Origin of the sequence: Herbidospora cretacea, assembly GCF_001570605.1 — a bacterium.
GTDB lineage: Bacteria > Actinomycetota > Actinomycetes > Streptosporangiales > Streptosporangiaceae > Herbidospora > Herbidospora cretacea.
Genome location: NZ_BBXG01000006.1, coordinates 24663 through 42588, shown reverse-complemented (window position 1 = coordinate 42588; position 17926 = coordinate 24663). Strand labels below are relative to the sequence as shown.

Here is a 17926-nt window from a genome sequence, read left to right as displayed (position 1 = left end):
CGGCCGGTGGTCAGAGTTCGACCGGTCCGTAGACGGCCGAGTCGTGGCCCCGGGCCATGGCCCAGTAACGGTCGCCGTAGGACCAGTGCCACCATTCCGTCGGATAGTTGACCAGCCCGACGCCCTCCAGCGCCGTCACCAGCACCTTCCGGTTCTGCGTGGCCTCCGCCGAGATGCCGGTGGAGGCGGTGTAGCAGTTCCCGTCGCTCTGTTCCGGGGTCGCGTTGACCTCGGTGCCCATGTCGAGTTCCACGCCGTCGTCGTCGCACAGCGTCAGGTCGACGGCGGCCCCGGCCGTGTGGGGGGCCACTTCGACCGGCGAGACGAACCGGCTCGCCGCCACGTGCAGCTCATCCGACGACATTTCCGGAAATGTCGCCCGCAGCGTCTCGCGGTAGTCCTCGAACCACTTCCGCTGGAGCGACACCGGCCGGTAGCCCTCGACGACCAGGAGGTGGACGCCGAGCGGCAGCACCACCCGCCGCAGCCGTTCGGCCATCCCGGCCCGCAGATGGGCGAAGGCCCCGGCGGGGTCGGCCAGCCGTTCGTCAACGCGCAGGAAAGCCCGCACATCGACGAGCGGCTCCAGGCAATCGGTCACCGGGATGGAGGTCACCCGGTGGTCGGAGATCAGAATGACTTCGCCCATGATGTCAGACCGTATCCGAGAAGACCTGTTCCCTCGCCTCCTCCAGGGCGGCCACCAGGGCTCCCTGGAGCACCGGGTTCCCCGCGACCTCGGTCACCGCGACCCTGGGGCGGCTCGGGCAGACCCGCGCCACCTCGTCCTCGACCCGGGCGGCGAGCTCCGGCCCCCCGGCCCGCCCGACGTCGCCGCTCAGCACGATGAGACCGGGGTCGAGCACCACGGCGACGGCCGCGACGCCGACGGCCAGCCGCCCGGCGAGCTCGTCGAGGAAGCGCCCGTTCCCCTCGGCGACGGCCCTGGCGACCAGGTCGGCCACGGGCGCCTCCTGGGGGTGCACGCCGTGGGCCAGCGCCATGCCGTGGACCGCGTCGCCGCCGACCAGGCGCTGGAAGGAGCCGGACTGCGGATCGCGTACGTCGGAGGGAAGCGGCTCCCCCGGCACGGGAAGCCAGCCGATCTCGCCCGCGCCGCCGGTGATGCCCCGGTGGAGGCGGCCGCCGAGCATGACGCCGAGGCCCTGCCCTATCCCGGCCCACATGATGACGAAGTCGTCGAGCCCGCGCGCGGCTCCGTGGGCCTGCTCGGCCAGGGCGGCGAGGTTGACGTCGTTCTCTATCCGCACGGCCCGGCCCAGGTCGGCCCGGAGCTCGGCCAGCACGCCGAAGTGCCACGCCGGGAGGTCGAAGGAGTAGCGCACGTCCCCGCTGCGGGGGTCGACCACGCCGCGCGTCCCGATGACCAGGCCCATGAGCTGGTCGAGGCCGATGCCGGCGCTCTCGCAGGCGCGCAGGAGCGCGTTGTGGACGAGCTTGACCGGATCGCGCGCCTCGGACGGGTCGACGGTCACCTCGGCGATCAGCCGGCCGGTGATGTCGGCGACCCCGGCGGTGACGCTGTCGGGCGAGACCTCCAGGCCGGCGACGTACGCCGACCGGGGGTTGACGGCGTAGAGCGCGGCGTTCGGGCCGCGCCCGCCGGCCCGTTCGCCGGCCGTGGTGACCAGGCCCCGGTCCTCCAGCCGGGCCAGCAGCTGACCGCTGGTGACCTTGCTCAGACCGGTGAGTTCGCCCAGCTCAGCCCGGGTGAGCGGGCCCTGCAGGAGAAGGAGCTCCAGGGCCGATCTGTCGTTGATCTGCCGGAGCAGCCGGGGCGTGCCGGGACGTCGGGACACCGCTGCCTCCCTTCTCGTCACGATCCGCTAACGCGGGGTTTTTTTTAAGAAAGTTTCTTGTTAGTTTAACGGCAGTCACCCCATAGGCAAGCGATCAAGCCTCTGAGGTGCCACAAACGCCGACCGTCAGCAAACCCCGGGTGCGCGGCCAGCCGACACCTCCAACTTGCCTCGACGCGAAGCCGGGAAGGGAGAACCCCCCTAGTGAAGATCGTGAAGATCGCCGGCGTCACCGCCACTGTGGCCGCCCTGGCCCTGGGTGTCGCCGCTTGCGGTGGTGGCGAGACCACCGAGTCACAGCCCTCCGCCGCCGCCTCGGCCCCTGCCGCCTCCGGACCGAAGTTCGCCGGCCAGACGCTGACCATGTGGCGTCTCGGCGACTCGAACCCGCCGGCCCAGGCCTACATGGACGACCTGAACGCCGAGTTCCAGAAGCAGACGGGCGCCACCGTCAAGCTGGAGTGGATCCCGTGGCCGCAGGTGAACGACAAGTTCACCGCCGCCGCCGCGGGTGGCGCGGGCCCCGACGTCACCGAGATCGGCAACGACCAGGTGCCGCTGTGGGTCAGCCAGGAGGCGCTGTCCCCGATCACCCCGCTCACCTCCGCCGGTGACCAGGCGCAGATCCCCAAGAACCTGTTCGGCCTGGAGACCATCGACGGCGAGGTCTACGCCGTGCCGTGGGGCGCCGGCACCCGCGCGGTCCTCTACCGCAAGGACTGGTTCGACGAGCTGAAGATCGACGTGCCGAAGACGTGGGACGAGGTCCTCGCCGCCGGCAAGAAGATCCAGGAGGAGAAGGGCAAGGACGTCGACGGCTTCGCCTTCAACGGCGGATCCGACGCCAACCACCTCCTCGGCGCGATGGCCTGGTCCGAGGGCGGCGACTACGCCGCCAAGGAAGGCGACAAGTGGGTGGGCAAGCTCACCGACCCGACCTTCAAGGCCGGCTTCGAGACCTACACCGGCCTGGTGACCGGCGGCCTGTCCGGCAAGTCGCGGCTGACCCAGAACACCGTGGACATCCGCACCCGCTTCGCCAACGACAAGGTCGGCATGTACCTGACCGCGTCGTGGGACATCCCGGGCATCGAGACCGACTCCAAGGGCAAGGTGAAGGCCGACCAGCTCGCCTTCTTCCCGCTCCCGGCCAAGACCGGCGGCGAGGCCCCCGCGTTCTTCGGCGGCAACGACATCGCCGTCTGGGGCACCACCAAGAACGCCGAGCTCTCGCAGGAGTACATCAAGCTCGCCACGAGCAAGCAGTGGGCCGACCGCTACGCCAAGGACGGCGGCCTGCTCCCGGTCTACCCCGACACCCTGGCCTCGCTCTCCAGCGACCCGGTCCAGGCCCCGTTCGCGGCGGCGTTCGCCAAGGCCCGCAGCTTCCCGGCCGACCCGAACTGGACCGAGGCGGGCGAGACCAAGGCGGTGCTGCAGAACGCGGCCCGCTCGGTCATCGAGGGCAAGTCCTCTGCCGATGAGGCGCTCGCGGCGGCCAACAAGGAACTCGAAGAGATCCTGAACCAGTAGCGACGATGACCGACACGTCGATCGCCCGCCGGGGTGGAGGCAGCGCCTCCGCCCCGGCCGGGCGCCCCCGCCGCTCGCACCGTCCGCCGAAGAAGGCCTCGGGCCTCAACCCGAAGTACATCCCCTACGTGCTGCTGGTCCCGGGCATCCTGGTGATCGGCGCGCTCCTGCTCTACCCGATGTTCCAGGCCTTCGTGATCTCCTTCCAGAAGGTCGGGATCCCGCAGATCCGGGACGTCAACCCGCGTCCGGCCGAATGGCTGGGCTGGGAGAACTACACCAAGGTCTTCGAGAACGACATCTTCTGGTCGTCACTCCGCAACACCCTCGGGTTCGCCGCCGTGACCGTCAGCCTAACGCTGATCGTCGGAACCGCCGTCGGCGTGCTGCTCAACCAGCTCAGCAAGCGGATGTCCACGTTCCTGATCATCGGAATCATGTTCGCGTGGGCGGTTCCCCCGGTCGCGCAGGGCGTCATCTGGCGCTGGCTGTTCGACGCCGAGGCCGGAATCATCAACTGGGCGCTCAATCTGCTGCCCGACTTCCTGTCCAACGCCCTGTTCGGGCGGGCCGACTGGACTGGTCAGCCGTGGACCAACGAGGCGTTCTCGATCCTGCTGATCCTGGTCGTGACGGTCCTCTGGTCGTCGTTCCCGTTCGTTGCCGTCTCGGTGCTGGCCGGCCTGAAGGGCATCCCCGGGGAGCTCTACGAGGCGGCCCGGGTCGACGGATCGGGCTCGTGGCGGACCTTCTGGAAGATCACGTTCCCGCTGCTGAAGCCCGTCTTCGCGGTCCTGACGATCCTGTCGATCATCTGGGACTTCAAGGTCTTCCCGCAGCTCTACACCCTGATGAACGGCCCCACCAACCGTGAGGCCTTCAACCTGTCGATGTTCTCCTACGCGGAGGCGTTCCGCAGCCCGCCGAAAATGGGCTCCGGCGCGGCCATCGCGGTGATCCTCACGATCATCCTGCTGGTCGTCACGTCGTTCTACATCCGCCAGATGGTGAAGTCGGAGGATGTGCAGTGACCACTGTGCCGGCGTACAAGAACGTGGACCGCCCACGGCAGGACCAGCTCAACCGCATGCGGAAAGTCGCGAAATATCGCGCCAAGGGCCGCCGGATAGCCCTGAACTCGGTCGCGGTGATGGTGTTCGTCGTGGCGATGTTCCCCGTGTACTGGATGGTCTCGACGGCGTTCAAGACCAACGACCAGATCTTCACCACGGAGTTCATCCCGTTCCCGACGAGCTTCACCTTCGAGCACCTCGACCGGGTGCTCAGCGAGGGCGTGGCGGGCAACTCCATCTGGCTCTACCTGCGCAACAGCGCGATCGTCGCCCTCGGCACGGTCGCGGTGGGCGCGGTCTTCTCGCTGCTGGCCGCCACCGCGGTGGCCCGTTTCCGGTTCAAGGGCCGCACCTCCTTCCTGATCGCGCTGCTGGTCGTGCAGATGATCCCGGCCGAGGCGCTGCTGATCCCGCTGTTCCTGAGCGTCAAGAGACTGGGTCTGTACGACCAGTTGCTCGGCCTCATCGTGATCAACGTCGGCCTGACTCTCCCGTTCGGCATCTGGATGCTGCGCACCTTCGTCGCGTCCGTGCCGAAGTCACTGGAAGAGGCGGCGTGGATCGACGGCGCGAGCCGGATGACCGCGTTCTGGAAGGTGCTCTTCCCGCTCGTCGCCCCAGGCCTGGTGGCGACCAGCATCTTCTCGTTCATCACCGCGTGGAACGAATTGATCTTCGCGCTGATCATCATGAGCGACTCGTCGGGCTACACGATGCCCGTCGCGTTGCAGTTCTTCTTCGGGCAGCGGGGCACCGACTGGGGCGCCATCATGGCGAGTTCGACCCTGATGACGATCCCCGTCGTCGTGTTCTTCCTGCTGGTGCAGCGACGCATGGTCTCCGGCCTCGTCGCGGGCGCCGTCAAGGGCTGACCGCCCGACCTGTCTTCGAGGCAGATTCCCAGCGCGAGCCACGGCCGGTCTTCGGCCGTCCGCGTCTCGCTTCCCTGAGCAGGTACGGCCCCGGGCATCCCCGGGGGCCGTGCCTACCCATGTCCATGATCGGAGTCATGAGTTCCCATGCCTGGAGTACCCGCGAGCCACAGCGATCGGGGGCTGCGCCGTCTCGCGGCCGGCACGCTGCTCGTGACCTTCCGAGGCCTGACCGCGCCCGACTGGGTGCTGGACGGCCTGTCCGAGGGTCTCGGCGGCGTCTGCCTCTTCGGTTTCAACGTCGGGAGCCCCGGCCAGGTGGCCGCTCTCACGTCGGTCCTGACGAGCGCCGGCGACCCCGTGATCTCGCTCGACGAGGAGGGCGGCGACGTCACCCGGCTGGCCTACCACGTGGGCAGCGAATACCCGGGCAACGCGGCGCTGGGCGCGGTCGACGACGTCGACCTGACCGAGCGGGTCTACCGCTCGATCGCCGGCGACCTGGTGCGGGCCGGGGTGAACCTCGACATGGCCCCGTCGGCCGACGTGAACACCGCCGACGACAACCCGGTCATCGGCACCCGCTCCTTCGGCTCCGACCCCGCGCTGGTCTCCCGCCACACGGTCGCCGCCGTGCGCGGCCTCCAGTCGCTCGGCGTGGCCGCCTGCGTCAAGCACTTCCCCGGCCACGGCGCGACCACCGAGGACTCCCACCTGTCCGTCCCGGTCGTGGACGCCTCCCTGGACCTCCTGCGCGAGCGTGAGCTGGCCCCCTTCCGCGCCGCGATCGAGGCGGGCACCCGGTCGATCATGACCGCCCACGTGGCCGTCCCGGCGCTGACCGGCGACACCCCGGCCACGCTCAGCCCGCGGGCGCTCACCACCCTGCTGCGCGGCGAGCTGGGCTACGACGGCGTGGTCGTCACCGACGCCCTCGACATGCACGCCATCACCAAGAGCGTGGGCCTCGGCGGCGGCGCGGTGCTGTCGCTCAAGGCGGGCGCCGACCTGCTGTGCATGGGCTCGATCCCCACGTACGAGGAGACCTCGGCCGTCATCGACGCGATCGTCACGGCCGTCCGGACGGGCGAACTGAGCGCCGGGCGCCTGGAGGAGGCCGTCGCCCGCGCCCAGAGCCTGCGCGACTGGGCCCGCCAGACGCGGAGCCAGCACGCCGAGGACACCGTGATCGGCCTGCAGGCCGCCCGCCGCGCGGTCCGGCTCAGCGGCACGACCGTCCCGCTGGAGGACCCGTTCGTGGTCGAGGTCGACACCCCGCCGACGATCGCCGTCGGCGACGTGCCGTGGGGTGTGGCCCCGTGGCTGCCACAGGCCGAGATCGTCCGGGTCAAGCCGGAGGACGCCCAGGCCGGCGACCTGCTCGCACGGGCGCGGGGCAGGTCCCTGGTCGTGGTCGTCAAGGACGCCCACCGCTATCCGGCGAGCCGGACCCTGGTCACCGAGCTGGTCGCGGCCCGCCCCGACGGCGTGGTCATGGAGATGGGCCTGCCGATCTGGCGTCCGGAACACGGCGTCTACATCGCGACCTACGGCGCGGCCCGAGCCAACGCTCAGGCGGCGGTGGAACTCCTCACCGCCTGAGACCTTCCGGGCAGGCGTCCCCGCCCCGGCCCCGTGCCGGGGCGGCGGGGCCTCACGGCGCGAAGATCTCCTCGCGGGCCTGGTCGAGGGCGGCGAGCACCGCGCCGCGCAGGACCGGGTTGCCGGGCACGGCCGAGGTGACGACCTGCGGCCTGATCGGGCAGATGCGGGCCACCGCCTGTTCGACCCGGCCGGTCAGGGACACTCCCCCGGCCAGGCCGACCTCTCCGGCCAGCACGATCAGCCCCGGGTCGAGGACCACGCACACCGACGCCACGCCCAGCGCCAGCCGGGAGGCGATCTCGTCGAGCAGCCGGTCGCCCTGGTCGCCCGCGTCGACGGCGGCGGTCACGCACTCGGCCGCCGTCGCGCCCTCGAAGCCGAGGTCGCGCGCCAGGTCGAGCACCGCCACGGAGCTCACCAGCGACTGGAGACCACCCGCGAGCGAGGGCAGCCGCCCCGGCTCCGACCGGACGTCCTCCGCCAGCGGCACCCCGGGCACCGGCAGATAGCCGATCTCCCCCGCGCTGCCCGACCGCCCGCGATGCAGACGGCCGCCGAGCACGACGGCCAGGCCGATGCCACGACCGACCCAGAGCAGCACGAAGTCGTCGGCCTGCTTGGCCGCCCCCTTCGACCGTTCCGCGATGGCGGCGAGGTTCACGTCGTTCTCGATCCGCACGGTCCGCTTCAGATCGCGCGCCAGCGCCTCGTGGATGCCCTCGTGCCAGTGGGGCAGGTCGAACGAGAACTGCACGTCGCCCGTGCGCGGATCGACCACACCGGGCGTGCCGATCACGACGCCCTTCAGGCGCGACAGCGCGACCTTGGCCGACCGGCAGGCCTTCACGACCGCGTTGTGGACCACCGAGACGGGGTCGTCGGTGCCGTTGGGCGAGGCGGTGACCTCGGCGACCACGTCGCCCTTGATGTCGGCGATGGCCGCCGTCACGTGCTCAGGCCCGACGTCGAGCCCCGCCACGTAGGCGCACGACGCGATCACGCCGTAGAGGGCCGCGTTGGGCCCCCGGTTCCCGGCCTGCTCGCCCACGACCTCGACGAGCCCCCGCTCCTCAAGGCGCGACAGCGTCTGCGACGCGGTCACCTTCGACAGTCCGGTCAGGTCGCCGATCTGGCCGCGCGTGAGCGGCCCGGACGACAGCAGTAAATCGAGGGCGGCCCGGTCGTTGATCTCCCGGAGCAGCCTGGGCACGCCAGGACGTCGCTCCATGTTCCTGCTTTCGATGGTCGCCCCCGCGCGAAAACTGTCAACAAACTTTTCCGGCCAGCTTAGCGACTATACGGGCTCCCGGAAATCGACCCTTGATACCGCTCCCACCGGGACGAAAGGATCATTTCCATGCGTCCTGTAGCGGCAGTGACCCTGGGTCTGCTCCTGTTCATGGACGCCGTCCGCGTCCTGTTCCCCTCCCTGATCACGATCTACGGCCAGGCCGGCGACACCCCGCCGGAGCAGCTGGGCCTCTTCGCGGCGCTCTGGTTCGTCCTGCCGCTGGCCGCGCTGCTCATTCCCGCGAAATGGGCCCTGTTGGGCGGCGCCGGAGTATTGGCCCTCGGCCGCCTGGCGCTCCAGGCCACCGACGGAGGTCTCCCGCAGCTCTATGTGAGCGCCGTGAGCGTCACCGCCGGCATCGTCTTCCTGTACGGCGCCGCCAGGCTCGTGGCCCGGCCCCACGCCCGCCCGGCCCTCCCCCTCGGACTGGCGCTCTCCCAGGCCCTCCACCTGTCCATCGGGCATCTCGACCTGGTGTGGCGGGACGGCCTGCTGCCATGGATCCCAACGGTGTTGGTCGCCGTGGCGTTCGCCTGGGCGGTCCTGGGCGTGACGGCCGCCGCCGACCCCGCCCCGGCACGGCTGTGGTTCGCCCTCGGCCCCGCGATCCTGCTGGCCGGCATGTACCTGGGCCCCTCGGCGCTGATCGGCCAGGGCACCACTCCCGGTGACCGCCTCTGGCCGACGCTGGCGCTGCTGGCCGCCCTGGCCGTGTTGGCCCTGGCCGGGACGGCGGGCCATCCGGCCCAGCTCGCGCCGATCCTGATGATCGTCGGCGTCTGGATCGCCCACGACGACGGCCACCTCCGGGCCGCCACCCTGCCGATCTTCGCGCTGGGCCTCGGCTGGTGCCTGCGCGTGGCGGGAGACGGCCCGCCGGGACGCCGTCCGGGCGGCGCGCTCCTGGCCGGGATGATCGTGTTCTTCGTCGGCACGTTCGTCTACTACGCCGCCTACGACCTGGTCCTCGGCTTCGACAACGCCTACGTCCCGCTGGCGCTGGGCCTCGTGGTCGCCGCGACCGCCGTGCGGCTGCCCGACCTGCCTCAGGTCCTGCCCGCCGTGGCCGCCGGGCTGGCGGTGCTGGCCCTGTGGGCCCTCCCCCAGCCGAGGGCCACCGAGGGGCCGGGCGTGGCCGTCGACCGCGACGAGTTCACGCTGATCGCGTACAACATCAGGATGGGCTTCGGGACCTCCGGCACCCTCGACCTCGACGAGATCGCCGACTGGGCCGCGTCGAAGAAGCCCGACGTCGTCCTGCTCAGCGAGGTCGACCGCGGCTGGTTCCTCAACGGCGGCCACGACGACCTCGACCGCATCGCCACCCGCCTGGGCATGCACTTCCACTTCGCCCCGGCCGCCGACGAGCTCTGGGGCGACGCCGTGCTGACCAACCTCCCGATCAGGAACATCCAGTCGGCGCCCCTGGTCACCGAGGGATATCCGACCGGAGCGCAGGCCCAGACCGTGGTGGTCGAGGTCGGCGGCGCGCCGGTCGGCATCGTCAACACCCACCTCCAGGAGCCGGAACTCCAGAGCGCCACCCTGCACGGCGTCATGCCCCCCGCCCCGGCGCTGGTGGCGGGCGACCTCAACCTCACCCCCGGCGACCCCGCCTTCCAGCGCCTGCTCGCCGAGATCGGCCTGACCGACCCGCTGAAGGACCTCGGCGACCCGCCGACCTCTCCCGCCGACGATCCGGTCAAGAGAATCGACCACGTCCTGCTCACCGAAGGCCTCACGGCCGTCTCCGCCGAGGTTCCCCGGGTGCCGTTCTCCGATCATCTGCCAGTCGTGATGCGGATCCGGGTGGGGTGAACCCGGGGGACCCCGGTCAACCAGTCCCAACCAGGCGGGATAATCGTTTACATGCGACTTTCTGCGCGTGTCGACTACGCCCTGCGGGCGGCGGCAGAGCTGGCCGCGTCCGGCGACGGCCCGACCACGGTGGGTGAGCTCGCCAAGGGTCAGGAGATGCCGCCCAAATACCTGGAGAACATCCTCCTCCAGATGCGCCGGGCCGGCCTGGTCCGCGGCCAGCGCGGCCCCGAGGGCGGCTATGTGCTGGCCCGTCCGGCCAGCCAGATCTCCCTGGCCGACGTGATCAGGGCGGTCGACGGCCCGCTGGCCAACGTCCGCGGCGAACGGCCCGAACACGTCGGCTACACCGGCGCGGCCCAGTCGCTCCAGCAGGTCTGGATCGCCCTGCGGGCCAGCGAACGGGCCATCCTCGAAGAGGTCACCCTCGACCAGATCGCCACCGGCGACCTCCCCAAGCGGGTGACCGACCTGTCCGACGACCCATCAGCCTGGGACTCCCCCAACGCCCCGGTCTGACGCCGGAGCCACCATGCCCCGGCAGCCCGACGCCCGGGAGCTCTGATGCCCGAAGGCGACGCCGTCTGGCGCGCGGCCGTCCGGTTGCGCGAAGCGCTCGACGATCGGGAGCTGACCCGCTCCGACTTCCGGGTGCCCCGGTTCGCCACCGCCGACCTGCGCGGACGCCGGGTGCTGACCACGGTGTCCCGGGGGAAGAACCTGCTCACCCGGTTCGAGGGCGGCGCGACCCTGCACACCCACCTCCGGATGGAGGGCCGCTGGCGGATCTCCAAGGCGGGCGCCCCCCTCAGGCGCGGCGACGTCGTCAGGGTCGTGCTGGCCAACACCGTTTGGCAGGCCGTGGGCGTCAAGCTCGGGGTGGTCGAGCTGCTCCCGACGTCCAGGGAGGACGAGGTCGTCGGCCATCTCGGCCCCGACCTGCTCGGCCCCGACTGGAACACCGAGACGGCGGTCGCGAACCTGCGGCGCGAACCTGGCCGCACGATCGGGGAGGCACTGCTCGACCAGCGCAATCTCGCGGGGATCGGCACGATATGGCGTGCGGAGACGCTCTTCGTCGCCCGGGTCTCGCCGTGGCGGCGCACCGGGGACGTGGCGGATCTGGCGGGGCTGGCCGAAACGGCCCACCGCCTGCTCGACGCGGGCAAGGACGAACATGGACCGGTCACGACCGGCGACCCGAGGCCGGGTCGTGGGCTGTTCGTCTACGGCAGAGCACACCAGCCCTGCCGTGTCTGCGGAACGATCATCGAGCGTGAAGAGATGGGATCACAACCGCAGCAGCGGCTGATCTACTGGTGCCCGCGCTGCCAGCGGGGCTAGGCGGCCACCATGTCCTTGACTTCGGGGAAACCGTCGAACTCCGGACCCGAGGGCACGGTCTCCGTGATGGGCAGGCGCTCACGCTCGGGCACGTCGGCCAGAACCGGCGCGTGCTGAAGCTCAGCGAGAGCGAACTGGTCGGAGACTTCCCGCAGCACCTGCGACAGCGGCACCCCAAGAGCACCACAGATCGAGGCGAGCAGCTCGGACGACGCCTCCTTCTGACCGCGCTCCACCTCGGACAAGTAGCCGAGGGAAACCCGGGCCAGCGTGGAGACCTCGCGCAGCGTGCGGCTCTGCCGCACGCGTAGCCGCCGCAGGACGTCGCCGAGAAGCTGACGCAGCAGGACCATCTGTCGCTCCCTTCCCGGCGCGGGAGTCGTCACGACGCTCCGCGCTTTCGGTTCATATCGCCCGTTCTTTCCACGCCCTTCGTACATACTCCTCGCCGTCATCATTGGGTCGCTCGGCCCCTGCGCCGGGCGCGCGGTGGACTTACTCCTCGCCGATGGCTCACGGACCTCACTCACAGCTCCACCGTACCTGTATCAAGCGACACCACGGCAGACCATGGTGAGCATGTTCGCTGGGGACGTAACACGGTAATCACCCCGAATGTTCCCCCGAATTGGTCAGTAGCACACCTAGAAGTAGATCCAAAGCCATCTCACACGTATGGATACGTATGGAGTGACGATCTCCGGTCAATCGCAGGTCAACGACTTTCAAGCTGCCACCGGGCCCGCTCACGCCGCAGAAGACGGTGCCGACGGGCTTCCCGTCCTGGGGTTCGGGGCCGGCCACGCCGGTGACGGCGACCGCCCACGTCGCGCCGGTGACCTCGCGCACACCGGTGGCCATCGCGGCGGCCACGTCAGGGTGGACGGCGCCCTCGGCGGCCAGCAGGTCTTCGGGGACGCCGAGCAGTCTCGCCTTCAGATCGGTGGCGTAGCTGATCACCCCGCCGACGAACGCGGCCGACGACCCGGCCACCCCCGTCACGGTGGCCCCGATGAGCCCGCCGGTCAGGGATTCGGCCACGGCGAACGTCTCACCTCGCTCCGCGAGGAGCGAGATGATCTTCGCTGCCGTGGCTTCGGTCACACTTGTTCCCTCCGGGCCACCTGCCGCAGGCGCACCGCTCGCACAACGTAGTCGACGCCGGTGGCCACCGTCACGAGGATCGCCGTGCCCATGGTGGCCCAGCTGATGACGGCGGGGAGCCCCGGCACGAGGAAGAAGCCGATCGCGAAGATCTGCAGCACCGTCTTGATCTTGCCGCCGGTGCTGGCGGGGATGACGCCGAAGCGGATCACCGCGAACCGCAGCAGCGTCACGCCCAGTTCCCTGGCGATGATCACGACGGTCGCCCACCACGGGATCTCACCCAGGATCGACAGGCAGACCAGCGCCGACCCGATGAGGGCCTTGTCGGCGATCGGGTCGGCCATCTTGCCGAAGTCGGTGATCAGGCCGTATTTGCGGGCCAGGAAGCCGTCGAGCTGGTCGGTGATCGAGGCGAACATGAAGACGCCGAGAGCGGCCAGCCGCCAGCCGGTGCCCTCGATGAACAGGAACACGATGAAAGCGGGCACGACCAGCAGGCGCGCGACCGTGAGGGCGTTGGCGATGTTCCAGGCGCTCACGGGGGGCGTGGCCGGATCGACGGGATCGGTGACGACCAGTCTCTCCGGGGCGCCGTCGGCCATGACCGACGGCTGCGGGTCGTTGCTCTGGCTCACGTCGTGGCCTTGATCCTCGCGATCAGGTCAACCCCTTCCGAGTCGACCGCGACGGCGCGGACGATCTGCCCTGGAACCAGCCCGATGCCCTGGACGGTGACCGATCCGTCGACCTCGGGACCCTGGTGGGCGGCGCGGCCCTCGTAGCCGCCGTCGCCCAGGTCGTCTTCGACGAGGACCGACAGCTCGGTGCCGATGCGCTCCTCGGCGCGCTGGCTGGTGAGCTCCTCGGCCAGCTCGCTCAGGGCCGCGACCCGCTCGTCGACCACGTCTTGGTCGAGCTTGCCCTCGAACCCGGCGGCCTCGGTGCCGTCTTCGTCGGAGTAGCCGAACACGCCGATGACGTCGAGACGGGCCTCTTCGAGGAAGGCGACCAGCTCGCCGAACTGCTCCTCGGTCTCGCCCGGGAAGCCGACGATGAAGTTGGAGCGCACACCCGCCTCGGGGGCCCGCTCGCGGATCTGCTCCAGCAGCCCGAGGAACTGGCCGGGGTCGCCGAAGCGCCGCATGCGCCGCAGGACGGGGTTGCTGGCGTGCTGGAACGACAGGTCGAAGTAGGGCGCGACGCCCTCGGTCCCGGCGATGACGTCGAGCAGGCCGGGCCGCAGCTCGGCCGGCTGGAGGTAGCTGACGCGGACCCGGTCGATGCCGTCGACGGCGGCGAGCTGCGGCAGCAGCTTCTCCAGCGCCCGCAGATCGCCCAGGTCCTTGCCGTAGGACGTGGAGTTCTCGCTGACCAGGACGAGCTCCCGCACGCCCTGACCGGCCAGCCAGACGGCCTCGGCGAGCAGGTCCTCGGGGCGGCGCGAGACGTAGGCGCCGCGGAAGGCCGGGATGGCGCAGAACGTGCAGCGCCGGTCGCAGCCGGAGGCGAGCTTCAGCGAGGCGACCGGGCCACCGGTCAGCCGCCGGCGCAGCGTGCGCGGGCCGGAGGCGGGCGCGAGCCCGGTCGGCAGGTCGCCGTGGCCGGGGACGGAGACGGGCGCGGCGTGGCGCTCGACCGGGGTGATGGGCAGCAGCGCCCGCCGGTCGCGCGGCGTGTGGGGGGTCAGCGCCCGCCCTTCGAGCACGTCGTCGAGGCGGGCGCCGATGTCGGTGTAGTCGTCGAACGACAGCACCGCCGCGGCTTCGGGCAGCGCCCCGGCCAGCTCGGCGCCGTAGCGCTCGGCCATGCACCCGGCGGCGACGACCTTGGCGCCCGAGTCGGCCGCCGCGAGCATGGTGTCGATCGAGTCCTTCTTCGCCGACTCGATGAAGCCGCAGGTGTTGACCACGATCACGTCAGGGTCATCGTCGCCCAGCGCCCAGCCCGAGGCCTCCAGGCGCGCGGCGAGCTCCTCGGAGTCGACCTCGTTGCGGGCGCAGCCCAGCGTGATCATAGAAACGGTTCGGCGTGCAGACATGATGAAGCTACGGTATCGGGGATCCGCTACTGCCGTGGACTCGGGACGTCGAGCCCGTAGGTTTTGCGGACGGTCTCCCCGGCGCGGCCCGGGCTGCCCAGGTCCTGGCCGTTGACGTTGAGCTGCACCGACCCGGCGTTGCCGAAGGTCAGCTTCACCTTGTCCTTGATCCGGAAGCTGCGGGTGTTCCCGGTCGGGATCACCCCCATGAAGACGCGCTTGTTCTTGGCGTCGCGGACCTGGATCCACGCCTCGCTCAGCGCCTTGATCTTCACGGTCACGTGGGTCGCCTTGACCGGGGCGGCCGGGGCCGCCGCCGGAGGCGCCGCCTTGGCCGCCGCCGGAGCCGACTTGACCTTGACCGCCTGCTGCTCGGGCGACTTGATCGCGCTGCCCATGATCCGGCCGATGCCGAACACGGCCACGATGGCGAGCGCGACCGCCATCGCGAGCGTCCAGTTGGGCGCCCGCCGTTCGCGCAGCTTGATGCCCTTGTCGATCGGGTACATCGCGCCCACGCCGGGGCGTGGACCGCCCGTCAGGGCGTCGTACTCGCGGACCAGGGCGTCGCCCTCCAGGCCCAGCTCGCGGGCCAGTGCCCGCAGGTGGCCACGGGCGTAGAAGTCTCCGTTGCAGGCGGAGAAGTCGTCACCTTCGATCGCGGCGATGATCGCCTCGCGGATCCGGGTGCGCTGGCTCAGGTCGGCTACGGTCAGCCCTCTCTGCGCCCGCGCCTCCGAGATCGTTCCACCGATGGACATCTGCGGCCCCCCGCCCATCCCGACGCTGTGTAGTGAGTCACATTCAATCAGTAACAACACTATGATGTGGCGTCGGGGCCACCTCCACGGAGATCCGCGAGAAGCCCGGCGAGTTCGTCCGGCTTCACCATCACCTCACGGGCCTTGGAGCCCTCGCTCGGGCCGACGACGTTGCGCGATTCGAGCAGGTCCATGAGGCGGCCCGCCTTGGCGAAGCCGACCCGCAGTTTGCGCTGGAGCATCGACGTCGAGCCGAACTGAGTCGTCACGATCAGCTCGGCGGCCTGAATCAGCAGGTCGAGGTCGTCGCCGATCTCCTCGTCGACCTCCTTCTTCGCCGCCGTGGCCGGGGCCACGTCGGGGCGGTACTCGACCTGCATCTGGGCCTTGCAGTGGCCGACGACCTCGGCGATCTCCTGCTCCGACACGAAGGCGTTCTGCAGCCGCATCGGCTTGCTGGCGCCCATCGGCAGGAACAGCGAGTCGCCCTGGCCCACCAGCTTCTCCGCGCCCGGCTGGTCGAGGATGACCCGCGAGTCGGCCAGCGAGGAGGTGGCGAACGCCAGCCGAGACGGCACGTTGGCCTTGATCAGACCGGTCACGACGTCGACCGAGGGCCGCTGGGTGGCGATCACGAGGTGGATGCCGGCCGCGCGGGCGAGCTGGGTGATGCGGACGATCGAGTCCTCGACGTCGCGCGGGGCGACCATCATGAGGTCGGCCAGCTCGTCGACGATCACCAGCAGGTAGGGATAGGGCTGGTAGACCCGCTCGCTGCCGGGCGGGGCGGTCAGCGCCCCGGCGCGGACGGCCTTGTTGAAGTCGTCGACGTGCCGGAAGCCGCTGGCGGCCAGGTCGTCGTAGCGGCGGTCCATCTCCCCCACGACCCAGTCGAGGGCCTCGGCGGCCTTCTTCGGGTTGGTGATGATGGGCGTGATGAGGTGGGGAATGCCCTCGTAGGCGCTGAGCTCGACCCGCTTGGGGTCGACCAGGACCATCCTGACCTCGTCGGGCGTGGCGCGCATGAGCACCGAGGTGATCAGGCCGTTGATGCAGGTCGACTTGCCCGCGCCGGTGGCTCCGGCGATCAGGATGTGCGGCATCTTGGCCAGGTTGGCGACGATGGTGCGGCCCTCGACGTCCTTGCCGAGGCCGACGATCATCGGGTGCTCGTCGGCCTGGGCCACCTGGGAGCGCAGCACGTCGCCCAGCGACACCAGGTCCTTGTCGACGTTGGGGATCTCCACCCCGATCGCCGACTTGCCGGGGATCGGGGACAGGATCCGGACGTCGGCCGACTTGACCGCGTACGCGATGTTCTTGGTGAGCGCGGTGACCTTCTCGACCTTGACCGACGGGCCGAGCTCGATCTCGTAGCGGGTCACGGTCGGGCCCCGGGTGAAGCCGGTCACCTGGGCGTCGATGGCGAACTGCTCCAGCACGCTGGTCAGCGCGTTCACCACGATCTTGTTGGCCTTGGTCTCCGCCTTCGGCGCGCTGCCCGGACGGAGCATCTGGGCGTCGGGGAGCGTGTAGGGACCGGCCTGCGGCGACAGCATGAGCTGCTCGACCTTGCGCGGCGCGGGGGTCGGCTCGGGCGCGAGCGTCTGCTGCGGGACCGGCGGCTCGTCGACCGGCGCCGGCGGCGGCAGCGGCTCGTCGTCGAGGAGACCGGGCACGATCTCCGGCGAGTGGTCCTTCGGCGGTTCGCGCAGGATCGGCGTGTCGTAGGGCTTGACGTGCTCGCCCGGCGCCGGGCGCGGCGGCTTCTTCCTGGGCTTCTTGTCCGCGCCGCCCTCGAAGGGCTTCTGGAACAGCAGCACCTTGATCTCGCCCAGCCGCTCGGGCACCCGGTGGATCGGCGTGGCGGTGACCACCAGCACGCCGAACCCGGCCAGCATCAGCAGCAGCGGGATCGTCACGAACGCCGGCAGGATGCTGTCGGGCGGGGCCGAGACGATGAACCCGAGCATGCCCCCGGCCGCCGACACCTTGTCGATGCCGTCGTTGGCGGTGCCCGCCGGATAGGGGGTGCCGTGGGCGACGTGCACGATGCCGAGGATGCCGGCCGCCAGGGCGGTCCAGCCGATCAGCATGCGGCCCGTCTCGGCGTTCTGGTCGGGGTGGCGCAGCAGCCGCCAGGCGATCATCCCGAGCAGCAGCGGCACCGACCAGAACAGCGACCCGACCGTGCCGCGCACGATCGCGTCGACCACCGTGGCCACCGACCCCTTGGTCGTCCGCCAGGTCATCGCGGCCAGCACGATCGCCGCCGCCAGCACGGCCAGCCCGAGGCCGTCGCGCCGGTGGGCGGGGTCGAGTTCGCGGGCGCCGTTGCCGACGGCCCGCGCCGCGCCGCCGATGGCGTTCGCGACCAGCGTCCAGATGCCCACGACGAGCTTGCCGATCATCAGGAAGACCCAGGAGAGCGGATCGTTCCCGGTGCCGATCGGCCGCTTGGGCGGCGCCGGTCTCCGGCGGGGCGGTGGCGCCTTCTTCTTGACGGTCGGGCGGGGGGCGGGACGAGGCGTCTGCCGAGACGTCGGCCGCTTCCCACCGGAGGACGCACGGGTGGCCATGATGGTCACGGTATTGCGCAACCGCGACATTGCCCGGGATTTCCCACGCGTGTCGGGCGGACCGCGCCGCACCGGCCCTCTCGCC

Annotated in this window: 16 protein-coding genes; 7 read left to right on the top strand and 9 right to left on the bottom strand. The window is 70.6% G+C overall.

The genetic code is table 11. The annotated features are described in order from the left end of the window. Positions 1-10: 10 nt before the first annotated feature. Positions 11-649, bottom strand: coding sequence for a M15 family metallopeptidase (locus AW270_RS12915; protein WP_061294324.1), 639 nt, complete (start codon positions 647-649; stop codon positions 11-13). A gap of 4 nt (positions 650-653) precedes the next feature. After that, the gene (locus AW270_RS12910) at positions 654-1820 is read right to left on the bottom strand and encodes an ROK family transcriptional regulator (protein ID WP_061294322.1); all 1167 of its coding nucleotides are present in this window, start codon (positions 1818-1820) and stop codon (positions 654-656) included. Positions 1821-2024: 204 nt separating this feature from the next. Here AW270_RS12910 and AW270_RS12905 point away from each other — a divergent pair, with 204 nt between their 5' ends. The 4 genes from AW270_RS12905 to AW270_RS12890 all read left to right on the top strand — a co-directional run bounded on the left by AW270_RS12905 (position 2025) and on the right by AW270_RS12890 (position 6900). Next, positions 2025-3353, top strand: a complete 1329-nt coding sequence (locus tag AW270_RS12905; RefSeq protein WP_061294320.1) for an extracellular solute-binding protein — start codon at positions 2025-2027, stop codon at positions 3351-3353. A gap of 5 nt (positions 3354-3358) precedes the next feature. Continuing rightward, entirely contained in the window at positions 3359-4384 is a 1026-nt protein-coding gene (locus tag AW270_RS12900) for a carbohydrate ABC transporter permease (protein WP_061294318.1), read from the top strand. Between the two features lie 56 nt (positions 4385-4440). Beyond that, entirely contained in the window at positions 4441-5298 is an 858-nt protein-coding gene (locus tag AW270_RS12895; RefSeq protein WP_061294816.1) for a carbohydrate ABC transporter permease, read from the top strand. Positions 5299-5445: 147 nt separating this feature from the next. After that, entirely contained in the window at positions 5446-6900 is a 1455-nt protein-coding gene (locus AW270_RS12890; protein ID WP_061294316.1) for a glycoside hydrolase family 3 protein, read from the top strand. Positions 6901-6952: 52 nt separating this feature from the next. Here the strand turns inward: AW270_RS12890 and AW270_RS12885 are convergent, their stop codons facing one another. After that, a complete protein-coding gene (locus tag AW270_RS12885; RefSeq protein ID WP_061294314.1) occupies positions 6953-8131 on the bottom strand; it encodes an ROK family transcriptional regulator in 1179 nt (392 codons plus the stop codon). Positions 8132-8260: 129 nt separating this feature from the next. Here AW270_RS12885 and AW270_RS12880 point away from each other — a divergent pair, with 129 nt between their 5' ends. The 3 genes from AW270_RS12880 to AW270_RS12870 are packed head-to-tail and all read left to right on the top strand — an operon-like array spanning position 8261 to position 11356. Further along, complete coding sequence (locus tag AW270_RS12880; RefSeq protein WP_063819196.1) at positions 8261-10012, top strand: endonuclease/exonuclease/phosphatase family protein; 1752 nt, start codon at positions 8261-8263, stop codon at positions 10010-10012. Between the two features lie 51 nt (positions 10013-10063). Next, positions 10064-10531 (top strand): RrF2 family transcriptional regulator, encoded by a 468-nt coding sequence (locus tag AW270_RS12875; protein ID WP_061294310.1) that lies wholly within the window; start codon positions 10064-10066, stop codon positions 10529-10531. A gap of 45 nt (positions 10532-10576) precedes the next feature. Next, a complete protein-coding gene (locus tag AW270_RS12870) occupies positions 10577-11356 on the top strand; it encodes a DNA-formamidopyrimidine glycosylase family protein (RefSeq protein ID WP_061294309.1) in 780 nt (259 codons plus the stop codon). On the opposite strand, the gene AW270_RS12865 is transcribed toward AW270_RS12870, so the two are convergent. The 6 genes from AW270_RS12865 to AW270_RS12840 all read right to left on the bottom strand — a co-directional run bounded on the left by AW270_RS12865 (position 11353) and on the right by AW270_RS12840 (position 17841). Further along, positions 11353-11709 (bottom strand): helix-turn-helix domain-containing protein, encoded by a 357-nt coding sequence (locus AW270_RS12865; RefSeq protein WP_030450836.1) that lies wholly within the window; start codon positions 11707-11709, stop codon positions 11353-11355. The genes AW270_RS12870 and AW270_RS12865 overlap by 4 nt on opposite strands. Positions 11710-11962: 253 nt before the next feature. After that, on the bottom strand, positions 11963-12460 hold the full coding sequence (locus AW270_RS12860; RefSeq protein ID WP_061294307.1) for a CinA family protein: 498 nt from the start codon (positions 12458-12460) through the stop codon (positions 11963-11965). Further along, a complete protein-coding gene (gene pgsA, locus AW270_RS12855) occupies positions 12457-13065 on the bottom strand; it encodes a CDP-diacylglycerol--glycerol-3-phosphate 3-phosphatidyltransferase (RefSeq protein WP_061294815.1) in 609 nt (202 codons plus the stop codon). Before pgsA ends, AW270_RS12860 begins: the two co-directional genes overlap by 4 nt. Before the next feature lie 29 nt (positions 13066-13094). Then, positions 13095-14501, bottom strand: coding sequence for a 30S ribosomal protein S12 methylthiotransferase RimO (rimO, locus tag AW270_RS12850; RefSeq protein WP_061294305.1), 1407 nt, complete (start codon positions 14499-14501; stop codon positions 13095-13097). Between the two features lie 26 nt (positions 14502-14527). Next, a complete protein-coding gene (locus AW270_RS12845; RefSeq protein WP_169807310.1) occupies positions 14528-15262 on the bottom strand; it encodes a helix-turn-helix domain-containing protein in 735 nt (244 codons plus the stop codon). Between the two features lie 59 nt (positions 15263-15321). Beyond that, positions 15322-17841: an FtsK/SpoIIIE family DNA translocase gene (locus AW270_RS12840; protein ID WP_061294814.1), complete on the bottom strand. Its 2520-nt coding sequence runs from the start codon at positions 17839-17841 to the stop codon at positions 15322-15324. Positions 17842-17926: the final 85 nt, after the last annotated feature.

Coding starts and splice junctions, on each gene's coding strand:
- AW270_RS12885 (WP_061294314.1), bottom strand. CDS start 8,131: ATGGAGCGACGTCCTGGCGTGCCCAGGCTGCTCCGGGAGATCAACGAC.
- AW270_RS12845 (WP_169807310.1), bottom strand. CDS start 15,262: ATGTCCATCGGTGGAACGATCTCGGAGGCGCGGGCGCAGAGAGGGCTG.
- AW270_RS12890 (WP_061294316.1), top strand. CDS start 5,446: ATGCCTGGAGTACCCGCGAGCCACAGCGATCGGGGGCTGCGCCGTCTC.
- AW270_RS12875 (WP_061294310.1), top strand. CDS start 10,064: ATGCGACTTTCTGCGCGTGTCGACTACGCCCTGCGGGCGGCGGCAGAG.
- AW270_RS12865 (WP_030450836.1), bottom strand. CDS start 11,709: ATGGTCCTGCTGCGTCAGCTTCTCGGCGACGTCCTGCGGCGGCTACGC.
- AW270_RS12840 (WP_061294814.1), bottom strand. CDS start 17,841: ATGGCCACCCGTGCGTCCTCCGGTGGGAAGCGGCCGACGTCTCGGCAG.
- pgsA (WP_061294815.1), bottom strand. CDS start 13,065: ATGGCCGACGGCGCCCCGGAGAGACTGGTCGTCACCGATCCCGTCGAT.
- AW270_RS12870 (WP_061294309.1), top strand. CDS start 10,577: ATGCCCGAAGGCGACGCCGTCTGGCGCGCGGCCGTCCGGTTGCGCGAA.
- AW270_RS12900 (WP_061294318.1), top strand. CDS start 3,359: ATGACCGACACGTCGATCGCCCGCCGGGGTGGAGGCAGCGCCTCCGCC.
- AW270_RS12895 (WP_061294816.1), top strand. CDS start 4,441: ATGCGGAAAGTCGCGAAATATCGCGCCAAGGGCCGCCGGATAGCCCTG.
- rimO (WP_061294305.1), bottom strand. CDS start 14,501: ATGTCTGCACGCCGAACCGTTTCTATGATCACGCTGGGCTGCGCCCGC.
- AW270_RS12880 (WP_063819196.1), top strand. CDS start 8,261: ATGCGTCCTGTAGCGGCAGTGACCCTGGGTCTGCTCCTGTTCATGGAC.
- AW270_RS12915 (WP_061294324.1), bottom strand. CDS start 649: ATGGGCGAAGTCATTCTGATCTCCGACCACCGGGTGACCTCCATCCCG.